20 protein-coding genes and 1 riboswitch are annotated in these 20,971 nt (G+C 69.0%); of the genes, 11 read left to right on the top strand and 9 right to left on the bottom strand.

Annotated features, from left to right (window positions below; genetic code table 11):
* Positions 1-2 precede the first annotated feature (2 nt).
* The gene (locus tag OHA10_RS04120) at positions 3-815 is read right to left on the bottom strand and encodes an alpha/beta fold hydrolase (protein WP_371404841.1); all 813 of its coding nucleotides are present in this window, start codon (positions 813-815) and stop codon (positions 3-5) included.
* 16 nt (positions 816-831) lie between these two features.
* A complete protein-coding gene (locus tag OHA10_RS04115) occupies positions 832-1,776 on the bottom strand; it encodes a helix-turn-helix transcriptional regulator (RefSeq protein ID WP_371404840.1) in 945 nt (314 codons plus the stop codon).
* Positions 1,777-1,839: 63 nt separating this feature from the next.
* Between OHA10_RS04115 and OHA10_RS04110 the strand changes: the two genes are divergently transcribed.
* Entirely contained in the window at positions 1,840-2,982 is a 1,143-nt protein-coding gene (locus tag OHA10_RS04110) for an epoxide hydrolase family protein (protein WP_371404839.1), read from the top strand.
* Here OHA10_RS04110 and OHA10_RS04105 read toward each other — a convergent pair.
* Positions 2,971-3,807 (bottom strand): oxidoreductase, encoded by an 837-nt coding sequence (locus tag OHA10_RS04105; RefSeq protein WP_371404838.1) that lies wholly within the window; start codon positions 3,805-3,807, stop codon positions 2,971-2,973. The two genes, OHA10_RS04110 and OHA10_RS04105, sit on opposite strands and share 12 nt — an antisense overlap.
* Positions 3,808-3,874: 67 nt before the next feature.
* Between OHA10_RS04105 and OHA10_RS04100 the strand changes: the two genes are divergently transcribed.
* Both OHA10_RS04100 and OHA10_RS04095 read left to right on the top strand, forming a co-directional pair.
* Positions 3,875-4,432 carry a TetR family transcriptional regulator gene (locus OHA10_RS04100; protein ID WP_371404837.1) on the top strand — a complete coding sequence of 186 codons (558 nt, stop codon included), beginning with the start codon at positions 3,875-3,877 and terminating at the stop codon, positions 4,430-4,432.
* An 82-nt stretch (positions 4,433-4,514) separates the two neighbouring features.
* A complete protein-coding gene (locus OHA10_RS04095) occupies positions 4,515-6,062 on the top strand; it encodes a S1C family serine protease (protein ID WP_371404836.1) in 1,548 nt (515 codons plus the stop codon).
* A 264-nt stretch (positions 6,063-6,326) separates the two neighbouring features.
* On the opposite strand, the gene OHA10_RS04090 is transcribed toward OHA10_RS04095, so the two are convergent.
* Entirely contained in the window at positions 6,327-7,214 is an 888-nt protein-coding gene (locus tag OHA10_RS04090) for an NAD-dependent epimerase/dehydratase family protein (protein WP_371404835.1), read from the bottom strand.
* A 136-nt stretch (positions 7,215-7,350) separates the two neighbouring features.
* Between OHA10_RS04090 and OHA10_RS04085 the strand changes: the two genes are divergently transcribed.
* The 3 genes from OHA10_RS04085 to metH all read left to right on the top strand — a co-directional run bounded on the left by OHA10_RS04085 (position 7,351) and on the right by metH (position 13,073).
* A complete protein-coding gene (locus OHA10_RS04085) occupies positions 7,351-8,760 on the top strand; it encodes an MFS transporter (protein ID WP_371404834.1) in 1,410 nt (469 codons plus the stop codon).
* Complete coding sequence (locus OHA10_RS04080) at positions 8,757-9,290, top strand: TetR family transcriptional regulator (RefSeq protein WP_371404833.1); 534 nt, start codon at positions 8,757-8,759, stop codon at positions 9,288-9,290. Before OHA10_RS04085 ends, OHA10_RS04080 begins: the two co-directional genes overlap by 4 nt.
* A gap of 69 nt (positions 9,291-9,359) precedes the next feature.
* Positions 9,360-9,437, top strand: a riboswitch (S-adenosyl-L-homocysteine riboswitch).
* Between the two features lie 21 nt (positions 9,438-9,458).
* Entirely contained in the window at positions 9,459-13,073 is a 3,615-nt protein-coding gene (metH, locus tag OHA10_RS04075; protein ID WP_371404832.1) for a methionine synthase, read from the top strand.
* Positions 13,074-13,132: 59 nt separating this feature from the next.
* On the opposite strand, the gene OHA10_RS04070 is transcribed toward metH, so the two are convergent.
* Positions 13,133-14,065, bottom strand: coding sequence for a hypothetical protein (locus tag OHA10_RS04070; RefSeq protein WP_371404831.1), 933 nt, complete (start codon positions 14,063-14,065; stop codon positions 13,133-13,135).
* Positions 14,066-14,116: 51 nt separating this feature from the next.
* Here OHA10_RS04070 and OHA10_RS04065 point away from each other — a divergent pair, with 51 nt between their 5' ends.
* Together OHA10_RS04065 and OHA10_RS04060 are read left to right on the top strand one after the other, a co-directional pair.
* A complete protein-coding gene (locus OHA10_RS04065; protein WP_371404830.1) occupies positions 14,117-14,593 on the top strand; it encodes a GNAT family N-acetyltransferase in 477 nt (158 codons plus the stop codon).
* 105 nt (positions 14,594-14,698) lie between these two features.
* Complete coding sequence (locus OHA10_RS04060) at positions 14,699-15,550, top strand: HAD family acid phosphatase (RefSeq protein WP_371404829.1); 852 nt, start codon at positions 14,699-14,701, stop codon at positions 15,548-15,550.
* A 15-nt stretch (positions 15,551-15,565) separates the two neighbouring features.
* Here OHA10_RS04060 and OHA10_RS04055 read toward each other — a convergent pair whose 3' ends face one another.
* The gene (locus OHA10_RS04055; protein WP_371404828.1) at positions 15,566-16,240 is read right to left on the bottom strand and encodes a TetR family transcriptional regulator; all 675 of its coding nucleotides are present in this window, start codon (positions 16,238-16,240) and stop codon (positions 15,566-15,568) included.
* A gap of 98 nt (positions 16,241-16,338) precedes the next feature.
* Between OHA10_RS04055 and OHA10_RS04050 the strand changes: the two genes are divergently transcribed.
* On the top strand, positions 16,339-17,271 hold the full coding sequence (locus OHA10_RS04050) for an SDR family oxidoreductase (RefSeq protein ID WP_371404827.1): 933 nt from the start codon (positions 16,339-16,341) through the stop codon (positions 17,269-17,271).
* Complete coding sequence (locus OHA10_RS04045; RefSeq protein WP_371404826.1) at positions 17,268-18,029, top strand: trans-aconitate 2-methyltransferase; 762 nt, start codon at positions 17,268-17,270, stop codon at positions 18,027-18,029. The genes OHA10_RS04050 and OHA10_RS04045 overlap by 4 nt, the downstream gene beginning before the upstream one ends.
* Here the strand turns inward: OHA10_RS04045 and OHA10_RS04040 are convergent.
* Positions 17,992-18,549 carry a GNAT family N-acetyltransferase gene (locus OHA10_RS04040; RefSeq protein WP_371404825.1) on the bottom strand — a complete coding sequence of 186 codons (558 nt, stop codon included), beginning with the start codon at positions 18,547-18,549 and terminating at the stop codon, positions 17,992-17,994. The genes OHA10_RS04045 and OHA10_RS04040 overlap by 38 nt on opposite strands.
* A 61-nt stretch (positions 18,550-18,610) precedes the next feature.
* Here OHA10_RS04040 and OHA10_RS04035 point away from each other — a divergent pair, with 61 nt between their 5' ends.
* The gene (locus OHA10_RS04035; protein ID WP_371404824.1) at positions 18,611-18,904 is read left to right on the top strand and encodes a YciI family protein; all 294 of its coding nucleotides are present in this window, start codon (positions 18,611-18,613) and stop codon (positions 18,902-18,904) included.
* On the opposite strand, the gene OHA10_RS04030 is transcribed toward OHA10_RS04035, so the two are convergent.
* A complete protein-coding gene (locus OHA10_RS04030) occupies positions 18,901-19,440 on the bottom strand; it encodes a dihydrofolate reductase family protein (protein ID WP_371404823.1) in 540 nt (179 codons plus the stop codon). The genes OHA10_RS04035 and OHA10_RS04030 overlap by 4 nt on opposite strands.
* A gap of 54 nt (positions 19,441-19,494) precedes the next feature.
* The gene (locus OHA10_RS04025; protein ID WP_371404822.1) at positions 19,495-20,925 is read right to left on the bottom strand and encodes a polysaccharide lyase 6 family protein; all 1,431 of its coding nucleotides are present in this window, start codon (positions 20,923-20,925) and stop codon (positions 19,495-19,497) included.
* Between the last annotated feature and the right edge of the window lie 46 nt (positions 20,926-20,971).

Genomic DNA, 20,971 nt, shown 5'->3' with positions numbered 1-20,971 from the left:
AGTCAGACGCCCTGATCGACGAGAAAGTCGTCGATCAGGGCGTTGACTTCTTTCGGGGACTCGAGCGCGGCCAGGTGCGCCGACTGCTCGAGTACGACGAACCGCGCACCGGGGATCGAGTCGGCCATCTCCTCGGTCTCCGCCGGCGGGAAGGTCGTGTCCTCGCCGCCGGCCACGACCAGGACGGGCGTGCGGATCCGGCCGAACAGGTCGCGCTGATCGGGCCGGCGCGGGACCACGCTGGTGACCGCGTGCCGACCAGAGGTGATGTCCACCTTGGCGGCGAGTTCGTTGACTGTGGCAACGACCTCGGGCTTCTCGCGTTTCGTGGTCGGGCCGAGGAACGCGTCCCGCACCGGTCCCTTGAGCGGTCCGCGGATCCCGCCGAGGAGCTGGGCGGAGCGGGTCAGGACGCCGTACTCGAATCGTTGCCGGCGGCCCGCGGGTGAGGCGGTGGCGTTCATCAGGACCGCGATGCCGATCCGGTCGGGATACAAAGCCGCGAACGTGCCGCCGATCATGCCGCCCCAGCTGTTGCCGATGACATGGACCCGGTCGACGCCGAGGTCGTCGGCGATGGCTGCGATGACGTGGGCGCACTGGTCGAACGTGAACGGTCCGGTCAGCGGTTGGCTGCCGCCGTGCCCGGGCGGATCGACGAGGATCACCTGGAAGCGGCCAGCGAAGTGCGCGGCCTGGGCGGACCAGAGCGTGCCGTCCATCAGCAGGCTCGGCCAGAACAGCATCGCGGGTCCGGATCCGTCGATGCGCAAGCGGATCCGGCCCAGCACGGTCTCGACGTACCGATCCTGCATGCCTGAACGGTACCGGTCAGGACGGCGGGAGCGCGGCAGCAAGGCGCGTCGTCAGCTCGCGGATGCAGTCGACCAGCTCCGGCGGTGAACGGACCTCGAACGGCAGGCCGAGCAGGCCGAGATGCAGGGCGATCTGGTCGAGCGAGTTGGCGCCCGTGTCCACCAGCGTCGTGTGCTCGTCGACCGGGGTGACGGTCGCGACGTTCGGCCCGAAGCGGTCGGTCACCTGCTCTGCGGGCGCATGGACCAGGACCTGCGCCTGGTAGCGGTAGCCGCCGTACGCGACGCCGCGGTTCGTGGTCGTCAGGTCCGGTACGTCGCGAGGCGTGAATCGCGGTCCGGTCGGGATCCGCGGCTCGAGCCGGTCGAGGCGGAACGTCCTCCAATCGGTCCGGTCGAGGTCCCACGCGACCAGGTACCACCGCCGGCCGGTGTGCACGAGCCGATGCGGCTCGGTCGTCCTGGTGGTCGCTGTACCGTCGTGGTTGCTGTAGTCGAACCGCAGCCGCTGATGGTCGCGGCAGGCGGCCGCGACGGCAAGCAGTACGTCTGGTTGCACGGACGGACCGCCTGCTGGTGTGACTGCGATCTGTTGGAGCAGTTCGATGCGGTGGCGCAGCCTGGACGGCAGGACCTGCTCGAGCTTGGTGAGGGCGCGGACCGACGACTCCTCGGTCCCGGCGACAGTGCCGGTGGCGGCGGCGCGGAGTCCGATCGCGACGGCGACTGCCTCCTCGTCGTCCAGCAGCAGCGGTGGGAGTGCGGCGCCGGACCCGAGTCGGTAGCCGGCCACCCCCGGTACGGCGTCGACGGGATAACCGAGGTTGCGGAGCTTGTCGACGTCGCGCCGTACGGTCCGGACGCCGACGCCGAGCTCGCCGGCCAGCGCGGAGCCGCTCCACTCCTTGGGCTGCTGCAGGAGCGAGAGGAGTTTGAGCAGTCGGGCCGAGGTCTCGAGCATGTCTTCCATTCTGTCAGTCGGTTAGGACTAAAGCTGTCCTAAGTAGGTGACAGAGTGATGGACATGATCAAGCCGTTCACGATCGACATCCCGCAGAGCACACTCGACGACCTCGCCGCCAAGCTGGCGAGCGCCCGCCTTCCCGCGCCGCTACCCGGCGACGACTGGGACACCGGCGTACCGGTCTCCTGGCTGTCCTCGCTGGTCGACTACTGGCGTACGTCGTACGACTGGCGCGCGGCGGAGAAGGAGCTGAACTCGTATCCGCAGTTCACCACCGAGATCGAGGGGCAGCGGATCCACTTCCTCCACGTCCGGTCGGCCGAGCCGGATGCACTGCCGCTGCTGCTGACGCACGGCTGGCCGGGTTCGATCGTCGAGTTCCTGGACGTGATCGGCCCGCTGACCGATCCGGTCGCTCACGGCGGGCAGGCCTCGGACGCGTTCCACGTGGTGATTCCTTCGCTGCCCGGGTTCGGATTCTCCGGGCCGGTGTCCACCAGTGGGTGGTCCAGAGAGCGGGTCGGGCAGGTCTGGGCCCTTCTGATGGAAGAGCTCGGCTACGAGCGGTACGGCGTACAGGGTGGTGACATTGGCGGGGCGGTGTCGCCGGCGGTCGCGCGAGCGGCTCGTGACCGGGTCGTCGGTGTGCACACCAACGGTGGCCCCTCGCTACCGCCGTACCCGCTGCCGGAGGAGGAGCTGAAGACGCTGACGCCGCTGGAGCAGGACCGGATCGCGCGGATCGGCGGCTTCCTGCAGAAGGAGTTCGGCTACATCTCGATCCAGTCCACCCGGCCGCAGACCGTCGCCTACGGTCTCGTCGACTCGCCGGTCGGGCAGCTGGCCTGGATCATGGACAAGTTCATGGCCTGGACGTACCCCGCCGAAACCTTGCCGGAGGCAATCATCGGCAAGGATCGGCTGCTCACCAACGTGATGATCTACTGGCTCACGGGCACCGCCGGGTCGGCGGCGTACGTGGGTTATGCGCAGCAGGAGGCGTGGGGGACCAAGCTCGAGAACTCCGGTGTACCGACCGCGGTGCTCGCGTTCGCGCACGACGTCCCGGTGCGCCGGTACGCCGAGCGCGACAACAACATCACCCGATGGACGGACGTCGACCACGGCGGGCACTTCGCGGCGCTGGAGGAGCCGGAGTTGCTGGTGAGTGATGTCCGCGAGTTCTTCAGCTCACTCCGCTGAATAGTCGGTCGAGGTGGTCAGGTGCGCCCAGGCGGCGGCTTCGTCGGCGCGGGACCTCGACGCGCGGTCGGCGTGGGTGAGGGCGTCCTTGCCGAGCAGGAGCCGCAGGGGAGGATTGTCGAGGCCCGTGACGTGGACGATCGCCTCGGCAGCCTTGGCCGGGTCGCCGGGCTGCTTGCCGTCGGTCTCCAGGCGGTAGCGGTTCATCTGGCCCACGGTGGAGTCGTAGTCCGGATGCACCTCCGCGAGCTGCATCGAAGAACCGCCCCAATCGGTGCGGAAGGCGCCCGGCTCGACGATCGTCACCTTGACGCCGAACGGCCGGACCTCGTTGCTGAGCACCTCGGAGAAGCCTTCGACCGCGAACTTCGCAGTCTGGTACGCGCCCATCCCGGGCGTACCGCCGACCCGCCCGCCGACCGATGAGAACTGCAGGAAGTGCCCGCTCTTCTGCTCGCGGAACACCGGTAGCGCAGCCTTCGTCACGTTCACGACGCCGAAGAGGTTGGTCTCGATCTGCGCACGGAAGTCGTCGTCGGGGGTCTCCTCGATCGGGGCGCTGTTCGCGTAGCCGGCGTTGTTCGCGACCACGTCCAGCCCGCCGAACGCGTCGAGAGCGGTCTGTACGGCGGCGCGGGCGGCCGCGGCGTCGGTGACGTCGAGAGCGACGGCGCGGATCTGCTCGCCGTACTTCGCGACAAGGTCGTCGAGCTGCTCGGGCCTGCGTGCGGTGGCGACGACTCGGTCGCCGGTGGCCAGCACGGCCTCGGTGAGGGCGCGGCCCAGGCCGCGGGAACTGCCGGTGATCAGCCAAATCTTGTTCATGATGGTCCTAACCAACTGGTTGGTTGTTTAATTCCTGGCCGACCAACCAGTTGGTTAGCCTGGTCACATGCAGCAACGGAACGCCGACCGGACCAAGGCGCGCATCCTGGCCGCCGCCATCGAGGAGTTCTCCGCGCGCGGGATCGCCGGCGCCCGGGTGGACCGGATCGCCGAGGTGGCCGGATGCAACAAGGCCATGCTCTACGCGTACTTCGGCAACAAGGACGAGCTGTTCGACGCGGCGTTCAGTGCTTCCGTGGAGGAGTATCTGGCCGAGGTCGGGTTCGACGCCGACGACCTCCCGGCGTACGCGGGCCGGGTGTTCGACTACTTCGAGGCGCATCCGGACCGGCTCCGGCTCTCGACCTGGTACCGGCTCGAGCGGCCCGACGGTCAGCCGCTGGAGGCGATCGTCGCGGTCAACCACAGCCGGCTGGACGAGCTGCAGCGGGGGATGCGGCGACGCGTGGTCACGCGGCAGTTCAGCGCGGTCACGCTGCTGTCGCTGATCCAGGCCGTCGCGACGAGCTGGTCGTCGATGAACCCGGAGTACGGCGCCGACGTACCGAGCGCGACGGTGCGGCGGCGGGCCGTGGTCACGGCCGTGGAGAAGATTCTCAGCTGATTCATTGGTTGGGCCGATGGAGTTCTCAGTCTGGCGCGCTCTACTCGAAGGCAGAGGGAACTGGCTGAGGAGGACACGGGAGATGAACGAGAGCGCTGGACCTGGACCGTACGACGGTGGGCAGTACGGAGGTTGGCCGCCGGCGCATGGCGGGTACCCGCAGTACCCCCAGAACGGGCCGTACCCGCAGTACCAGCAGGGTCCGCAGTACAACCCGAACTACCCGTTCCCGCCGAAGCCGCCGAAGAAGCGCGGCCGGCGGTTGCTGGGAGCCGGGGCGCTCGGACTGGCTGCTGCGGTCGTCGCCGGATCGGTTGCCTGGGGCATCGACCAGCACAGCGCGGCGAACAGCTCGGAGCTGTCCCAGAAGGCGTTCGACCCGTCGTCCGTCGCGGCCAAGGTTTCGCCGGGGCTGGTCGACGTGAACACCGTGCTCGGGTACGAGAACGCACGGGCGGCCGGGACCGGGATCGTGCTCACGTCCGACGGTGAGGTGCTCACCAACCACCACGTGGTCGAGGGTGCGACGTCGATCACCGTGACCGACATCGGCAACGGGAAGACGTACACCGCGAGCGTGGCCGGGTACGACGAGCAGCACGACATCGCCGTACTGAAGCTGAAGGACGCGTCCGGGCTGCAGACCGCGAAGACCGGGAACTCCGACCAGGTGAAGCTGGGCGACCAGGTCGTCGGCGTCGGGAACGCGGGCGGCACGGGCGGTACGCCGAGCTACGCGGCCGGCAAGGTGACCGGACTGAACCAGGCGATCACCGCGACCGACGAGAACGGGCAGGACCCGGAGAACCTCACCAACCTGATCGAGACCGACGCGAACATCCAGGCCGGCGATTCCGGCGGCCCGCTGGTGAACGCGAACGGCGAGGTCATCGGCGTGGACGTGGCCGGTGGCAACGGGAACAACGGCGGCCAGGGCCGGCCGGGGCAGGCTGCGGTCAGGTCCGGCGCGACCGCGACGGCGACGCTGGCGGCGGCCGGAAACGGGACCGGGTTCGGCGACGGGAACGGGACCGGGTTCGGCGACGGATCTGGGAACGGGAACGGCTTCGGCGACCCGTTCGGCGGCAACGGCTTCGGTGACGGGCCGGGTTCGCAGAACGGTTCCGGTGACGGCTCGGGCAATGGTTCCGGCAACGGTTCGGGTGACGGCTCGGGCGACGGCTCGGGGAATGGTTCGGGCGACGGGTCGGGGAACGGCTTCGGGAACGGGCAGGGCGGTTCCGGCAACGGGGCCGGGACGACCGCCGAGGGGTACGCGATCCCGATCAACCAGGCGCTCGACATCGCGCAGCAGATCGAGAACGGGAAGTCGTCGGACGTCGTCCACATCGGCGCCTCGCCGATGCTCGGGGTCTCGGTCGTGACGAGCGACGGCACCGCCGGCGCGGTCGTCGGCGACGTACTCGCGGACGGTCACGCGGACGAGGCGGGTATCGAGGCCGGTGACGTGATCACCTCCTTCGCCGGTCACACCGTCGACTCGCCCGACACGCTCTCGGAGCTGCTCAACAAGCAGCACCCGGGCGACAAGGTCGAGGTCGGCTGGGTCGACCAGACCGGCCAGACCCACAAGGCCACCATCGAACTCATCACCGGCCCGGTCCGCTGACCCCAGCGCTACCCCCCGCTGCCGCGGACCGACCGATCGGGCCCGACGCGCTCCCCTCCCCTCGGAGCGCCCGGGCCCGATCTCTTGTCTGGGCCTGAGTCCGAACGGCGACGAAATCACCCTCGGAGCGGAGCGATTTGCTGGGTTCACCCACCGGATCGGGGGTTCCCCACCCGGAATCACGGTACAGAACCCCCCATTTGGTGGGTGGACCCACCAAATGGGCATCGCGGGCGGGTGGGTGAGTGAGTGAGTGGGTGGGGCTCAGGAGGAGAGGAAGCCGGTCCGCCAACTCGGGCGGGCGGGGGACCAGCCCAGGCTGCGCGCGAGGGCGTTCGTCGCACCGCGGGCCCACGGAGCACGCCGGGCGCCCGCCGTCTCCGTCGCGCCCGCGGCGGCGGCTGCTTCTCCCGGTGTCAGGGTGCGGGCGTCAGGGGTGGTGGGGGCGCCTATTGCCTGGGTGAAGACGGGGAGCCAACTGCTGGCCGGGGCCGGGTCGTTGTCGACGATGTTGACGGGGCCGGAGGGCCAGGTCAGGGCGGCGCGGGCGGCTGGGGCGGTGTCGTCGATGTGGAGGAAGCTGGTGATGTCGGCGTTGGCGGGGAGTCGGCCGGCCGCGGCCAGGTCTGCCATCAGGCCGCCCTTCGTGTACCAGGTGTCGGGGCCGTAGAGCATGCCGTAGCGCAGCACGACCCACTCGGGAGCCTCGGCGGTGATCGCCTCGAGCGTGGCGACGGCGTCGACCATCCCGCGCCGGCTCTCCTCCGCGGCGTGCAGATCGAGCGGAGTGGACTCGTCAGCAGGCACATCACCCGGCTCGTACGCCCACGCGACGCTCTGCGAGATCACCCGCCGTACGCCGGCCGCCAGCGCAGCGTCGACCAGATTGCGGGTGCCCTCCCGCCGGATCCGGGCGTTCGCGGCGAAGTCCCGTGACGTGAGGTCGGTCACCTGGTGCATGACCACGTCCGGCCGGGCAGCCGCAACCACCTCGCGGAGCGCGGCAGCGTCGTACACATCACCCTGCACCGTCGTCACGCCAGGCACCTGCGACCGCCGCGACAGCGCGGTCACCTCGTGGCCGTCGGCCACCAGCAGCGGAACCAGGCGACGGCCGATGACGCCGGTCGCACCGGCGATGAAGATCCTCATGCAACCAAACCTAGGCACCCACCTGCCCGCGCCGATGGTCCAATCGGCGGGCAGTTCGCCGGTCCATTTCCAGCAGGGGTGAACAAGCGTTTACGATGCCTGAGTAAACAACTGTTCACCCCCGTGAGGACTCCGCGTGATCGTCCGCCCTGCCGCTCACCCACGCCTGATCCTGGCCGCGCTCGCGTTCTGCGGTGTGCTGGTCTCCATCAGCCAGACCATCGTCGTACCCCTGCTGCCCGCACTTCCGCAGATCACGCACAGCCCGGCGTCGGACGTCAGCTGGCTGATCACGATCACCCTGCTCACCGGCGCGGTCTTCACCCCGCTGCTCGGTCGGGCCGGCGACATGTACGGCAAACGCCGTGTCCTGCTGATCGCCCTGTCGTCGATGGTGATCGGCTCGCTGCTCTGCGCCAGCAGCTCGAACCTGACCGTGCTGATCGTCGGCCGGGCGTTCCAGGGCGCCGCGGTAGCCGTCGTCCCGCTCGGCATCAGCATCCTGCGCGACGAGTTGCCGCCGCGACGGGTGATCCCCTCGATCGCGATCATGAGCTCGACCCTCGGCATCGGCGCGGCGTTCGGCATCCCGGCCGCGACCCTGGTGGTCGAGTACGCGAACTGGCACACGATGTTCTGGATCAACCTCGGCCTCGGCCTGCTCGACGTCGTACTCGTCCTGCTGATCGTCCCCGAGTCCGCCGTTCGTACCAGCGGCCGCTTCGACGTCGTCGGTGCGCTCGGCCTGAGCGCCTTCCTGGTCTGCCTGCTGCTCGCCGTCTCGAAGACCAACGCCTGGAGCGCCGAGCGGCTCATCACGCTGTACGCCGTCGCGGTGCTGCTGGTGCCGATCTGGGGATGGTACGAACTGCGCGTCAAGAGCCCGCTCGTCGATCTCCGGGTGTCCGCGCGACCGGCCGTACTCTTCACCAACCTCGGCGCACTGCTGATCGGGTTCGCCTTCTACGCCAACTCCTTGTCCACGGCCCAACTCGTGCAGGAGCCGACCTGGACCGGCTACGGTCTGGGCGAGTCGATCGTGGTCAGCGGGCTCTGCCTGCTGCCGGGCGGGGTGGCGATGGTGTTGCTCTCGCCGGTGTCCGCCCGGATCTCCAACGCCCGCGGACCGCGGTTCACGCTCGCGATCGCGGCGGTGATCATGGCCGCGGGGTACGTCGTTCGGCTGTTCACCAGCAGCAACGTGGCGGGGATCGTCATCGGCGCGACGGTCGTTTCGGCCGGAACCGCCGTTGCGTACTCCGCTCTTCCGGCGCTGATCATGCATGCTGTGCCGGTGACCGAAACGGCTGCCGCGAACGGCCTCAACACGCTGATGCGAACGGTCGGGCAGGCGGTCTGCAGCACGATCGTCGCGACCCTGCTGGCCAACATCACGATTGCGAGCGCCGGCCGGGTCGCGCCCGCGCTGTCGGCGTACCGGACCGTCTTCGTGGTCGCGGGAATCGCGGCCGTGCTGGCCGCGGGGCTGGCGCTGCTGATCCCGGTACGGCGCCGCGAGCCGGCGTACGAGGTGACGGTGCCGTGACCGATCCCGGGCGGACCTCGATCCTGCGAGCGGCCCGCAAGGCGTTCGCGCGCGAGCCGTACGACGCGGTCACGCTGCGCGGGGTCGCCTCGGACGCGGGCGTCAGTGCCGCCCTGATCGTCAAGTACTTCGGCGGCAAGGAAGCGCTGTTCGAGCGGGTCGCCGACTTCACCGAGGCCGCCCAGTTACTGCTCGCCGCGCCGAACGAGCGGCTCGGCGAGCACGCCGTCCGGACCCTGGTGGAATATCGCCGGGCGAACGACCAGGACCTGCTCGTCCGGGTCGTGTTCGCCGCCGGCAAGGGCGATGAGCGGGCCCAGATCCGCGAGCACTTCCGCGACCAGGTCGCCCGCGCGTTCGCCGCCCGGCTGACCGGCCCGGACGCCGACCTGCGGGCCGCCCTCATCACGGCCCAACTGCTCGGACTCGGCGCCGCGATCGCCATCGACAAAGACGGTCCGATCGCCGCGACCGACCCGGCGACGATCGCCGATCTCTATGCGCCGGCACTCCAGAGCCTTATCCACTAGTTGAACACCCGTCCTAGAATGTGGACATAGGGCTTGGCGTCAGGTGTGACGCCACTAACATGGAGCATCCAGGCCGAGAGGCGCTGCAACGGACCCCGGGTCCGCCACGCTCGTCCTGGGGCATCACTGCAAGGGCGCCTCCGGAGATCCTTCTGGAGGGGACGGCAGATGAGTGAGACCGCGCTGCGCGAGCTGCTGGATCAGCGGATCGTCGTGCTCGACGGTGCCTGGGGCACGATGCTGCAGAATGCCAAGCTGAAGCCCGAGGACTACCAGCCCGAGCGCTACAACGACGCGACCCACGATGTCACCGGCGATCCGGACCTGATCAACCTGACCCGGCCGGACGTCATCCTCGACGTCCACCGGCAGTATTTGGCGGCCGGCGCGGACATCACCACCACGAACACCTTCACCGCCTCGAGTATCGGCCAGGCCGACTACGGTCTGCAGCAGCACGTGCGGGAGATGAACCTGGCGGGCGCGCGGCTCGCCCGGCAGGCGGCCGACGAGTTCGCGACCCCGGACAACCCGCGGTTCGTGGCCGGTTCGATCGGCCCGCTGAACGTCACCCTGTCGCTGAGCCCGCGAGTCGAGGACCCGGCGTACCGCGCGGTGACCTTCGAGCAGGTGAAGGCGACGTACGCCGAGCAGATCGCCGCGCTCGTCGAGGGCGGCGTCGACCTGCTGCTGATCGAGACGATCTTCGACACGCTGAACGCGAAGGCCGCCGTCGCCGCGGCCCGCGAGGTCGCGCCGCACCTGCCGCTGTGGATCTCGGTCACGATCGTCGACCTGAGCGGCCGGACGCTGTCGGGCCAGACCGTCGAAGCGTTCTGGAGCTCGGTCGAGCACGCCAACCCGCTGGTCGTCGGCGTCAACTGCTCGCTCGGCGCCGCGGAGATGCGCCCGCACGTCGCGGACCTCGCCCGGTTCGCCGGCACGTACGTCGCCTCGCACCCGAACGCCGGCCTCCCGAACGCCTTCGGCGGGTACGACGAGACGCCCGAAGAGACCTCCGCGATGCTCGAGGAGTTCGCGCAGTCCGGGCTGGTGAACATCGTCGGAGGCTGCTGCGGCACGACTCCGGCCCACATCAAGCAGATCGCGGCCGCGGTGGACGGGTTGACGCCGCGGACCGTCGTACCGACCGATCACACCACCAGGTTCTCCGGTCTCGAGCCGTTCAAGATCAGCGCCGACACGGGGTTCGTGATGATCGGCGAGCGGACCAACGTCACCGGTTCGGCGCGGTTCCGCCGGCTGATCGAGGGTGACGACCACCAGGCCGCGGTCGACGTCGCGCTCGAGCAGGTGCGCGGCGGCGCGAACCTGCTGGACGTGAACATGGACGCCGACCTGCTCGACAGCGAGCAGGCGATGACCACTTTCCTGAACCTGATCGCGACCGAGCCCGAGGTGGCCCGGATCCCGATCATGATCGACAGCTCGAAGTGGTCGGTGCTCGAGGCCGGCCTGAAATGCGTGCAGGGCAAGGGCGTGGTCAACTCGATCAGCCTGAAGGAGGGCGAGGAGGAGTTCCTCGAGCGCGCCCGCAAGATCATGGACTACGGCGCCGGCGCGGTCGTGATGGCCTTCGACGAGCAGGGTCAGGCCGACACGGTCGAGCGCAAGGTCGCGATCTGCGGCCGTGCGTACGATCTGCTGACCGGGATCGGCTTCCCGGCAGAGGACATCATCTTCGACCCGAACGTGCTGGCTGTCGCGACCGGTATGTCCGAGCACAACGGCTACGCGAAGAACTTCATCGACGCGCTGCCGTTGATCAAGGACCGCTGTCCGGGCGTCCACATCAGTGGTGGCATCTCGAACCTGTCGTTCTCGTTCCGCGGCAACGACATCGTCCGCGAAGCGATGCACTCGGCCTTCCTGTACCACGCGGGCAAGGTCGGCCTGGACATGGGCATCGTGAACGCCGGCCAGCTGGCCGTGTACGAAGACATCCCGAAGGACCTGCTGGAGCTGGTCGAGGACGTCATCTTCGACCGGCGCGAGGACGCCACCGACCGGCTGGTCGCGTTCGCCGAGAACGTGAAGGGCAAGGGCACCAAGCGCGAGGTCGACCTGACCTGGCGCGAGGGCACCGTGCAGGAGCGGCTGTCGCACGCGCTGGTGCACGGCATCGTCGACTACATCGAGGAGGACACCGAGGAGGCGCGCAAGCAGCTGCCGCGCCCGCTCGAGGTGATCGAGGGTCCGCTGATGGACGGTATGAAGATCGTCGGCGACCTGTTCGGGGCCGGCAAGATGTTCCTGCCGCAGGTGGTAAAGAGCGCGCGGGTGATGAAGCGCTCGGTCGCCTACCTGGAGCCGTTCATGGAGGCGGAGAAGGAGCAGGCCCGGCTCGAGGGCCGCGCGGAGATGGTCCGCGGCCAGGGCAAGGTCGTGCTCGCGACGGTCAAGGGCGACGTCCACGACATCGGCAAGAACATCGTCGGCGTCGTGCTCGGCTGCAACAACTACGAGGTGATCGACCTCGGCGTGATGGTGCCGGCGGCAAGGATCCTGGACACGGCCGTTGCCGAGGGCGCCGACGCGGTCGGGCTGTCCGGGCTGATCACGCCATCGCTCGACGAGATGGTTGCCGTGGCCAATGAGATGCAGCGGCGCGGACTGAAGCTGCCGCTGCTGATCGGCGGTGCGACCACGTCCAAGCAGCACACGGCGGTCCGGATCGCACCGGCGTACGAGAAGACCACGGTGCATGTGCTGGACGCGTCGCGGGTGGTCGGCGTGGTGTCGGACCTGCTCGACGAGAACCGCGCCGAAGAGCTTGCCAAGAGCAACAGCCTGGAGCAGGAGCGGCTCCGCGAGCAGCACGCGAACAAGCAGCGCAGCCCGCTGCTGACGCTCGAGCAGGCGCGCGCCAACCGCGAGCCGGTGGAGTACGGCGAGCTGCCGGTGCCCGACTTCACCGGGCTGCGCCGGGTGACGCCGTCGATCGAGACGTTGCGCGCGATGATCGACTGGCAGTTCCTCTTCCTGGCCTGGGAAGTGAAGGGCAAGTACCCGGCGATCCTCGACAACCCCGTCGCGCGCGAGCTGTTCGACGACGCGAACACCTTGCTGGACGAGATCATCGCCGACGGGTCGTTCCGGGCCGAGGGCGTGTACGGGTTCTGGCCGGCGCACAGCTCCGGGGACGACATCGTCCTCGACGGCCTGGACGTGTCGTTCCCGATGCTGCGGCAGCAGACCGAGAAGCCTGCCGGGCGGCACAACCGCTGCCTGGCGGACTACGTCGCGCCGGCCGGTGACCACCTCGGCGGGTTCGGGGTCGCGATCCACGGCGCCGAGGCGCTGGCGAGGTCGTACGAGGAGAAGAACGACGACTACCGGGCGATCATGGTGAAGGCGCTCGCCGACCGGCTGGCCGAGGCGTTCGCCGAGTGGATCCACCTGGAGGCGCGGAAGGCCTGGTTCGAGCCCGACGTACAGCCGGTGCTGGAGGATCTGCACGCCGAGCGGTTCCGTGGGATCCGGCCGGCGCTCGGGTACCCGGCGAGCCCGGACCACACCGAGAAGAAGGACCTGTTCGAGCTGCTCGAGGCGGACAAGCTGGGTCTCGGCCTGACCGAGTCCTTCGCGATGACGCCGGCCGCGGCGGTCAGCGGCCTGATCTTCGCGAGCCCGGCCGCCCGGTATTTCAGCGTCGGCCGCCTCGGCCGCGACCAGATCGAGGACTACGCCGTACGCCGCGGTCTCACGGTCGAGGAAGTCGAACGCTGGCTCCGCCCGAACCTGTCCTACGACCCGGCCTAGCCGTCCCCGGGCCCGCGCTTGCCGTCTCGGGCCCGGGCTTGCCCGCCCTCGGGCCGGGGCTAGCTGCCGATTCCTCGTTGGTCGCGGGACGGGTGGGTGGTCGAAGGTCCGGTCGTGCCGACTCCGACTCCGACTCCGACTCCGACTCCGCCCCCGGTCTGGGCGGCGATCGCGCCTCTTGCTGGAGCCATCGCGGAATCTTCGACGAGCCTGCGTAGCTGCGGGTCGATCTTCTCCGAGGCCGCCTGGACGGCAGTCGCCGCGAGCGACGGATCGTTCCGCGTGACGGCCTCGGTGAAGCCGTTCCGGAGGGTGGCTTCGGCCCGGAGCAGGTCGCGCGGCGGCAGTTCGTCGGTGCCGGGCAGCAGCGAGAGGATCTCGCCGTAGCGTTCCTCGGGCTTTATCGAGATCAGCCAGTCGGACAGGGCAGCGTAGTCTTCCGGCCCGGCCGGCGTATCGCCCTGCTGCCGCACGATCTCGGTCATCAGGGCTCGCGCTGCCGCTGCCGCCGCCGGGTTCCGGCCGGCGAAGGCGAAGTCGGGCACGTCCTCGGCCGGGACGAACTGTGCGGAGTCGGTCTTCGACCAGAGCTGCGACAGCCGTTCCTGCGTCCAGACGTCCGCCAGCCCGTCGTCCAGATCGGCTTCCTGCTGGTGAATTCCGCCGATGTTGTCGAACAGCGGGCTGCTCAACGCGGCTGCCTGCGAGGTCGTGTGCGCGGTGGCCTGGACCAGCCTCTCCCGGTCGCCCGGCACCGGCTGGCCGACGCCGTACCGACGTACCGCGTCGGCCAGGTTCTCCGGCAGGCTCAGCGGACTGTCGTTCGACCGGAGTGCGTCGACCGCATGCATCGGCGCGCGGTCGTTCGCCCGTACGACGAAGTCGATGCCGCGCCACCGGATGAAGCGATCGGTCGTCTCGCTGACGGCTTCGACGATCGAGTCTGCCCAGGGGAGGCACGGATCGTCGTTGCGGACCAGGCCTGTGGCCATGGCGTGTTCTCCTTCGCGGGGGAGGCTGCGGGTTTCCTTTACGCTGACCGCATGACTGCGATCGTGCGACCTGCTGTCGCCGGTGATGCTGATGCGGTGGCGGCGATCTGGTACGACGGTTGGCGGGACGGGCATCTCGGGAACGTGCCGGACGAGCTGGTCGCGTTCCGGACCGAGGAATCGTTCGGAACGCGTGCTGCGCAACGGATCGCGGACACGACCGTTGCCTTGGTGGGTGACGAGGTCGCGGGGTTCGTGATGGTAGTGGGGGACGAGGTCGAGCAGGTGTACGTGTCGCGCGATCACCGTGGATCGGGAGTAGCCGGGACGCTACTCACCGAAGCTGAACGGCAGGTGAAAGCTGCAGGACACCAGGAAGCCTGGCTCGCGGTGGCGACTGGGAATGCGCGGGCGCGGCGGTTCTACGAGCGCAGCGGCTGGACCGACGGCGGCCCGTTCGACTATCCGGCCGCTGTGGAAGGCGGGACAGTACCGGTTCCATGCCACCGTTACGTGAAGTCCGTCTGAACAGACGCAGGATTCCCCTGTAATTCAGGTTGTCGCTCGGCCAAACAGCCCGGACCGGGGTTAGTTTGCTTTGGCAAGCATTCCCGTACTCCGAAGAAGGTCACCATGGCATTCCGTTCCTGGCGCCGGCCGTCCCGCCGGATGGTTCTGACCAGCGTCGCAGCAGTCGCGATGACATCGGTCGTCGGCGGGGTCGCGTACTCGGCCGGTGCCGCGAACCCGCAGCCGGCCATCCAGACGTCGACGCCGCGCAGCGAGAAGCAGGTCACGAACATCGACGTACTGCGGCAGCAGCTGCGCAACTACTACGGCGATCCGCTCGGCAGCGGCACGTTCGCGGACGACAGCAACTACGCCAAGGAGGCGCGTTCGGTCGCGGCCGCCGGCTCGCGGTACCTGGCCGCGCCGCACCACACGCGGAAGACGAAGGCGATCCTGCTGGACGTCGACGACACCTCGCTCGCGACCTGGAACTACGAGATCTTCAGCAACTGGGCGTTCAACCCGACCACCAACGCGGACTACGTGCTGAACCAGCGCTTCCCGGCCGTCCCGGGCATGGTCGACCTGGTGAAGAAGGCCTCACAGGAGGGGTATGCGGTCTTCTTCCTGACCGGTCGCGGCGCGGCGCAGGAACCGGCCACGCTGGGCAACCTCACCTCGGACGGGATCGGCGTCGACGCCGGCTACCCGCAGCCGACGACCCTGCGCAACGGCGAGGACGGCCTGTTCACCAAGCCGGCCGTCGCCGACTACCCGGACTACCTGAAGAAGGCCTGCGCGGCCGACCCGAACGGCTCGTGCACGACGATCCACTACAAGTCGGCGACCCGCGCGCACATCGAGTCGCTCGGCTACGACATCGTCGCGAACTTCGGTGACCAGTTCTCCGACCTGAAGGGCGGCTTCGCGGACCGCACCTTCAAGCTCCCGAACCCGAACTACTACCTGCCCTGATACCCGCGCCCGTCTTTACTCCGTGACGCGGGGGAGGGCGCCGTAGAGCAAGGTGCGCAGGGAGCCCGCGAGAGCGGGCTCGAACTGTAGCCGGATCGCCTCGAGGGACGGATCGGCCTCGTAGGCGGCGAGGATTGCCGGGACGGGATGGGAGTGGGACCAGATCGCGCCCGCCAGCAGGCTGGCGGTGGCGATGAACTGGCCCGCTCCGTCCCGCCCCAGCTCCGGCAGTACGCCGACGACCGCCGCGATCATGTCCTGGTACGCCGCCGCGGCCGCGCGTTTGAACGTCAGCGCTGTCTCCGTCGAGATGTTGCGCTCCAGGACTCCTGCCTGCGCACTGATCAGGTCGCAGAGCACCGGCCGCTCCGACAGTGTGCCGACGATCGCGGTGATCAGCTGCTCCGCCCGCTCATTGACCGACAGTTCGGGAAGCGCGTCGCCGACCGTGTCATCCAGGTCTTTCACCCAGGCCGCGAGCTCGCTGCTGGACAGCTCGAGCAGGACGGCCTCCCGGGAGTCGAAGTAGTTCAGCACATTCGACTTCGCCAGGCCGACGCGGCGACTCAGCTCGTTGAGGCTGAGGTCGGCGACCGGCATCTCGGTCAACATCGTCGCGGCCGTCGCGAGGATCGCCCGCCGCCGCTCGGCCCGCTGCTCCGCGCTCCGCGCGCGCTGGAATGTCGTCACGCTCACATTCTACAGACCATCGGTCTGTTGTTATCGCACCGACGGTCTGATAACGTCGGAGTCATAACAGACCATCAGTCTTTTACGGAGTGTGGATCATGTACGAGGTTCCCGATCAGACCGGCAAGCTCGTTGTCGTCACCGGCGCCAACAGCGGCACCGGCAAGGAGGCCACCAAGCGGCTCGCCGCCGCGGGTGCGCGGGTGGTGATGGCGGTCCGGACCCCGGCCAAGGGCGAGGCGGCGAAGGCCGAGATCCTCGCCGAGCACCCGGGCGCCCAACTCGAAGTACGGCGGATCGACCTCGCCGACCTGGCCTCGGTCCAGGAGTTCGCCGAGCAGCTCGCCGCCGACGAGTCGCACGTCGACGTGCTGGTGAACAACGCCGGCGTGATGGTCCCGCCGACCCGCATCGCCACGAAGGACGGCTTCGAGCTCCAGTTCGGCTCGAACTTCCTCGGCCCGTTCGCGCTCACAGTGCGGCTGCTGCCGCTTGTCCTCGCCGCGCCGGCGCCGCGGATCGCGACCATGGCCAGCGGTGCCGCGAACTTCGGCCGCATCCACTTCGACGACCTGCAGTGGGATCGCCGGTACCGGCGGACCGCGGCGTACTCGCAGTCGAAGCTTGCCGACCTGATGATGAGCAACCATCTGGCCAAGCTCTCGACCGACCGCGGTTGGGGCCTGCTCAGCGTCGCCGCGCACCCTGGTTACACGCGCACCAACCTGCAGACCGCCGGTGCCGCGCTCGGCCGGGAGCGGCCGTCGCTCCTCAATCGGGTCGGCATGCGCTTCAATCCGCTCCCGAAGCAGGACGTCGAGATCGGCACCGAGCCGCTGCTCTTCGCCGCAGCTGATCCCGCGGCCCGGTCCGGCGCCTACTACGGACCGTCCGGTCTCTTCGGCCTGGTCGGCCCGACCAAGCTGGTGCACGCGCCGAAGGCCGCGCTCGACCCGGCGACCAACGCTCGCCTGTGGATGGTGGCCGAGGGCCTGACGGGGGTGTCTCTCCCGTCTATCCTGCCCAAGTGAGTGAGTGGTCGGACGGGGGAATCTACGAGTCGTTCATCGGCCGCTGGAGCCGGCTCGTCGCGGCGGAGTTCGTCGACTGGCTGGACCAGCCGGCGGCCTTGCGCTGGCTCGATGTCGGCTGCGGCACGGGCGTGCTGACCAGCACGATCCTTCGTGCGGCCGACCCGGCCGCGGTGCTCGGGGTCGACCCGTCGGCGGGCTTCGTCGAGTACGCCCGGCAGACCGTCCACGACGAGCGAGCGAGTTTCGACGTACGCTCGGCCGCCGAGCTGCCGGACGGACCGTTCGACGTGGTGGTGGCCGGACTCGTGCTCAACTTCATTCCAGAGCGGGTCGAGGCGCTGCGGCGGATGCGGGAGATCGGGTCGACGGTCGCGGTCTACGTGTGGGACTACGCCGAAGGCATGCAGTTGCTCCGCTACTTCTTCGACACGATGCTCGCCCTGCGCCCTCAGGATGCCCAGCACGACGAGGGCGCCCGCTTCGGTTTCTGTTCGGCGGAGGGTCTCGAAGCGCTCTTCCACGAAGCCGGGTACGGCGACGTGCGGACGCGCGAGATCGTCGTACCGACGGTGTTCACATCGTTCGACGACTACTGGAAGCCGTTCCTCGGCGGGACGGGCGTCGCGCCGGCGTACCTGCGCGGTCTCGACCCGGCAGACCAGGACGCGATGCGCGAGGGCGTTCGTGAGCGGTTGCCGATCGAGGCGGACGGCTCGATCAGGCTGACGGCGCGGGCGTGGGCCGCGATCGGTTGAGGTAGTCGTCGCGGAGATAGCCGAACAGCAGGTCGTCGGTCCACTCGCCCTTGAACCAGGTGTTCGACAACCGCAGGCCTTCGCGCGTGAAGCCGACGCGCTCGAGCAGCCGGGACGATGCCGTGTTGCGGGCGTCGGCCTCGGCGGAGACCCGGTGCAACTCCCGCTCGACGAACAGGTGCTCGAGCAGCCCGCGCACTGCTTCCGAGGCATACCCCTTCCCCTGGTACTGCGTTGCGAGCGTGAAGCCGAGCTCGGCCTGCATCAGGTTCTCGTGCAGGTTCAGACCGAGGTCCCCGATCAGCACACCGTCCATATCGACGGCGTACTGGAACCAGCCGGGCGCCTCCGGATCGCCGGCCGCGAACCGCTCGACCGTCTCCTGGGCCTCGTCGAGCGCCACCGGCGCCTCCCAGCCCTGGTAGCGGGCGACGACCGGATCCGAGCGGTACGCCGCGAACCGCTCGGCATCCGTCGGCGTGAAGCGGCGCAAGGTCAGTCGTTCGGTACGCGCGAACATCGGGCCATCATGTCAAAACCGCGCGCTCGGCTCCGTCCTGTCAGTGGAGAGGAGTGCGCCGATGAAGTTCCTACTGCTCCTGCAGGGTGACGGTGAGCCGCGCCCGCAACGTGACGAGTTCGAGCGAGTTGCCCACGACGCCGGCGAGCTGGTCGGCGGCGAACTGCTCGCCGACCAGGAGCTGTCAGTCCAACTCCCCGAGTGTGAGCCGACCCGGATCGACGGGTACTACCTGATCGACGTGGAGACCCGGGAACGTGCGGTCGAGCTCGCGCGCCTGCTGCCGGACGCGCGAGCCGCCGGACGCTCCGTCGAGATCCGCGCGGTCATGCAACCGACCGCTGCGGACTTCTAGACCACCGTGAACCACAAGCTGGTGGCCATAGCGGTCTCGGTGACGCTCTTGCGTTCCAGCCGGACCGTGTGGCCTCCGGGGTAGTCGAAGAGGCGGGTGCCGTCGCCGAGCATCGCCGGGGCGAACAGGAGCAGCACCTCGTCCAGCTCGCCCGCCTCGATGCACTGCTTGGCGATGTTGGCGCCGATCACGTTGACGTACTTGTCGCCGGCCGCCTCCTTGGCCTGGGCGAGTGCCTTGGTGAAGTCGTCGACGTACGTGACATCGGGTTCCGCCTCGGCCGGTGGACGGTGGGTGACGACGTACTGCGGTCCGCTCCACCCGCCGCCGAAGGCCTGGCCTTCACCGGACTCGCCCTTGAACGGATCGTCCCCGTCGTGGGACCGGCGGCCGACGAGGATCGAGCCGATCCGCGGGATCAGCTCGTCGACCTCCGGGTTCGGTCCGAGGTACGGGCGCATCCACTGCATGTCGCCGTCCGGCCCGGTGATGAAGCCGTCCACCGACATCGTCACCGAGTACAACACCTTCGCCATGGATCCTCCTGCTCGTTGGTTGGTCGGTGTTGAGACGAACGAGCCGGAGAAAACTCATCGCGACGCCGGGCCTACGTCCTCCGGCTGCAGCGGACGGCTGTGCGGCGTGGCCTTGCTGTACTCGTCCGCGCCGACGTCCGCTCTGCCGGTGCGGGGGTGGTCGTCGAGGTCCCGCGTGACGCTCGGGTACGACGTGCTCGCCGCGTCGATCGCCGGGCTGCCGGCGGTGAGCCGGCGTACGCCGTCGCTGCCTGTCGCGAGCTTCGGATCCTTCCTGGTCGATCCACCCGCGGGGATCGTGCCGTCGGACGCGGCGCCCCAGCAGATGTTCCCGGCGAAGGCGATCCCGTCCAGGTACGGCATCGAGACCAGTTGCTTGCCGGCGTCACCGATCAGCAGGTTGTCGGCGATCGAGCAGCCGAGCGGCGGCAACGGACGCTGGGACTCGCCGCTGATCGCTGTTCCACACGACTGCACGGTGTTCAGGGCGATGGTCACCCGGTCGGGAGCGTCGTTGCCGCGACGGCTCTCGGGGGAGTCCTCTGGCTTGTGGTCGCGGACGCTGCCGCTGCCGAGCACGATCCCCGAGCCGGTGATCTGCTCCACGTAGTTGTTCACGATCAGGTGGTCGTTGCCGTAGATCCGGATTCCGTTGCTTCCGGCAAGGAGGAAGTTCGCGTCGACGCGGGAGCGGTTGCCGTGCCGGAGCACGATCCCGCCGAGGCTGTTCCGGATCGTGTTGTGCCGGATCGTGTTGCCGGTCGACTTGACCGAGACCGCCTCCGGATCGCCGTCGCAGCGTTCGAACAGGTTCTCCTCGACGGTCGCGCCGGCGTCGCTCAACGACCGGCCGCTCAGTCCGAGCCGGATCGGTTCGCCGCCGTTGTCACCGGCGTACGTGTGGTCCGAGAAGTAATTTCGGGCGATCCGTACGCCGCGGGCCATTCCGTCCGAGCCGGGACCCTCCACGCCGAGGAAGACACCCAGCGTGGACTTCCCGTGGAAGTGGTTGCGCTCGACAACCGTCGCGTCGCCGCGGACCATCACCCAGTGCGAGCCCTCGCTATCGCCGAGCTGGATGTCGTTCCGGCTGACCCTGATGTGCTGACACGTCGTCGGCACCTCGAACGTCGTCTGCTGCCGGAGCTTGAACCCGTCGATGACGACGTACGACGAGTCCGCGAGCGCGAACCCGTTGTTCCCGTTCAGCGTCACGCCGCCGACCGATTCCGCGCGCACGGTGATCGGCGCGGCCGCGGTCCCATGCTTCCCGCCGACGGCAACGGTCTGATCGCCGGGGATGGCGTACGTGCCGTTGGCCAGCACGATCTCGGCGCCAGGCTTCGCGGCGGCGATCGCCTTGCGAAGCTCGTCCAGCGTGCGGGCCCGGACGGCTCGGGCTCTTGTGGCGGTCGCGCTCGCGGGGCTGGTGACGGTCGCCGCGGTGAGGCCGAGGCTGCCCATCAGGAAGGTGCGACGGTGCATGGTTCCTCCTGGGAGGTGGGGCGGTAGTCGCTCAGTGTGGAGGGTG

Origin of the sequence: Kribbella sp. NBC_00662, assembly GCF_041430295.1 — a bacterium.
Taxonomy (GTDB): Bacteria; Actinomycetota; Actinomycetes; order Propionibacteriales; family Kribbellaceae; genus Kribbella.
The sequence above is the reverse complement of the archived record's forward strand: the minus strand, read 5'-3'. Positions and strand labels throughout refer to the sequence as shown.

Coding starts and splice junctions, on each gene's coding strand:
- metH (WP_371404832.1), top strand. CDS start 9,459: ATGAGTGAGACCGCGCTGCGCGAGCTGCTGGATCAGCGGATCGTCGTG.
- OHA10_RS04090 (WP_371404835.1), bottom strand. CDS start 7,214: ATGAGGATCTTCATCGCCGGTGCGACCGGCGTCATCGGCCGTCGCCTG.
- OHA10_RS04050 (WP_371404827.1), top strand. CDS start 16,339: ATGTACGAGGTTCCCGATCAGACCGGCAAGCTCGTTGTCGTCACCGGC.
- OHA10_RS04115 (WP_371404840.1), bottom strand. CDS start 1,776: ATGCTCGAGACCTCGGCCCGACTGCTCAAACTCCTCTCGCTCCTGCAG.
- OHA10_RS04070 (WP_371404831.1), bottom strand. CDS start 14,065: ATGGCCACAGGCCTGGTCCGCAACGACGATCCGTGCCTCCCCTGGGCA.
- OHA10_RS04040 (WP_371404825.1), bottom strand. CDS start 18,549: ATGTTCGCGCGTACCGAACGACTGACCTTGCGCCGCTTCACGCCGACG.
- OHA10_RS04105 (WP_371404838.1), bottom strand. CDS start 3,807: ATGAACAAGATTTGGCTGATCACCGGCAGTTCCCGCGGCCTGGGCCGC.
- OHA10_RS04100 (WP_371404837.1), top strand. CDS start 3,875: ATGCAGCAACGGAACGCCGACCGGACCAAGGCGCGCATCCTGGCCGCC.
- OHA10_RS04095 (WP_371404836.1), top strand. CDS start 4,515: ATGAACGAGAGCGCTGGACCTGGACCGTACGACGGTGGGCAGTACGGA.
- OHA10_RS04035 (WP_371404824.1), top strand. CDS start 18,611: ATGAAGTTCCTACTGCTCCTGCAGGGTGACGGTGAGCCGCGCCCGCAA.
- OHA10_RS04120 (WP_371404841.1), bottom strand. CDS start 815: ATGCAGGATCGGTACGTCGAGACCGTGCTGGGCCGGATCCGCTTGCGC.
- OHA10_RS04030 (WP_371404823.1), bottom strand. CDS start 19,440: ATGGCGAAGGTGTTGTACTCGGTGACGATGTCGGTGGACGGCTTCATC.
- OHA10_RS04025 (WP_371404822.1), bottom strand. CDS start 20,925: ATGCACCGTCGCACCTTCCTGATGGGCAGCCTCGGCCTCACCGCGGCG.
- OHA10_RS04065 (WP_371404830.1), top strand. CDS start 14,117: ATGACTGCGATCGTGCGACCTGCTGTCGCCGGTGATGCTGATGCGGTG.
- OHA10_RS04110 (WP_371404839.1), top strand. CDS start 1,840: ATGATCAAGCCGTTCACGATCGACATCCCGCAGAGCACACTCGACGAC.
- OHA10_RS04060 (WP_371404829.1), top strand. CDS start 14,699: ATGGCATTCCGTTCCTGGCGCCGGCCGTCCCGCCGGATGGTTCTGACC.